The sequence below is a fragment of the Teichococcus aestuarii genome, assembly GCF_003116135.1.
Classification (GTDB): domain Bacteria; phylum Pseudomonadota; class Alphaproteobacteria; order Acetobacterales; family Acetobacteraceae; genus Pseudoroseomonas; species Pseudoroseomonas aestuarii.
Genome location: NZ_PDOA01000068.1, coordinates 1 through 1,296, shown reverse-complemented (window position 1 = coordinate 1,296; position 1,296 = coordinate 1). Strand labels below are relative to the sequence as shown.

The window sequence follows — 1,296 nt, the reverse complement described above, 5'->3', positions numbered from 1 at the left end:
CGTTGGCGCCGCCTGGTTCGCGACTACGAGCGCCGCTGCGACGTCTCCGAAGCCATGATCCACGTCGGCATGGGCGCGCTCCTCATCAGGCGCATCGCCCACCCATGACCATTCTCAAACGGGCACTAAGGAGGCGGCAGCGGTCACCCGATGCCGCTCCCCATGTCGGCCCCGATAAAGGCGCCGGTTCGCTCGTAATGCTGCGCCAGGAGGGCGACAGCCTCGTCGGCATCGCGATTCAGCGCCGCACGGGCGAGTATGACATGTTCCGCTGCCACGTCGCGGCCCGGATAGGCCAAGGTGTTGGAAAGCGCCCGATAACGCTGCGCTTCCTCCCGCAGCCGGTCGCAGAAGGCCAGCAGGGGCGGCGCCCCGCATGCGGACAGCAGGGCCTGGTGGAACCGCAGGTGGCAGGCCTCCCAATCCGGGTTGCTGACGAAACGGTTGGGATCGAGCGAGCGGGCGGCGCGATTCAGCCGGTGCTCGGCCAGGAGCAGCGCTTCCTCCCAGGCGGCATCGCCCCGCAGGATGGCTTCCCGCAGTGCCGCGCCTTCGGCCAGCACACGGCTACGGATCAGGCCATGGAGCTGGCCAGGCGCCGCCGCCGCAACGCGGAAGCCGCGATGCTCGATCTGCTCCGCAAGCCCCTCGGCGGCGAGACGGGAGAGTGCCTCGCGCATGGGCGAGGCACCGGCTCCGTAGCTCTCCGCCAGGTCGCGCAGCTTCAGCTTCTGGCCTGGCGGCAGTCGGCCAGAGAGGATGTCCTCTCGCAGCCGGCGGTGGACGGCTGTGGCAAGGGTCGGATCGCGCGCATCGGCGAAGGAAAAGGCTTGGGACATGACCCGAGCATCATCGCTCCCCGGTTATGGACAGGCAAGTTTTCGGAATTCCAGCTTGACGAGGGAATAATTTCGATAAAACCTCTGCCAAAATTTTTGGAGGAACGGTTTGTGCGCCTGATCGCTTTCCAGCACGAGGGACGCGCGGCCCTCGGTGCCCGGCTGGGCACGGAGGTCGTTCTCCTCGCCGACGTGGTGCCGGGCCTGCCGCAGGACCCTGCCCTGGCCCTGGCCGCGCTCGGGCTGCCGGAGGGCGCCCCCGCCTTGGCGGCGCGCCTCGCCGATGCGCCGCGCCGGCCGCTCGCCGAGCTGACCCTGCTGCCCGTCATCCCGCGCCCCGGCAAGGTCGTCTGCATCGGGCTGAACTACGCGCTGCACGCCAAGGAGGGGAACAACCCCATCCCCGACTATCCGGCGGTGTTCTTCCGCGTCCCCACCTCGCTCGCCGCGCACGGCC

General features: G+C 69.1%; 1 protein-coding gene and 2 pseudogenes. 2 read left to right on the top strand and 1 reads right to left on the bottom strand.

Annotated elements, in window-relative coordinates; genetic code table 11:
- Nucleotides 1-108: pseudogene (locus tag CR165_RS24150) on the top strand (IS5-like element ISRso1 family transposase); the annotation flags it as partial.
- 35 nt (nt 109-143) lie between these two features.
- Here the strand turns inward: CR165_RS24150 and CR165_RS24145 are convergent.
- Nucleotides 144-839, bottom strand: coding sequence for a GntR family transcriptional regulator (locus CR165_RS24145; protein WP_109519419.1), 696 nt, complete (start codon nt 837-839; stop codon nt 144-146).
- 111 nt (nt 840-950) lie between these two features.
- Between CR165_RS24145 and CR165_RS24140 the strand changes: the two are divergent.
- A pseudogene (locus CR165_RS24140) lies at nt 951-1,296 on the top strand (fumarylacetoacetate hydrolase family protein); the annotation flags it as partial.

Coding starts and splice junctions, on each gene's coding strand:
- CR165_RS24145 (WP_109519419.1), bottom strand. CDS start 839: ATGTCCCAAGCCTTTTCCTTCGCCGATGCGCGCGATCCGACCCTTGCC.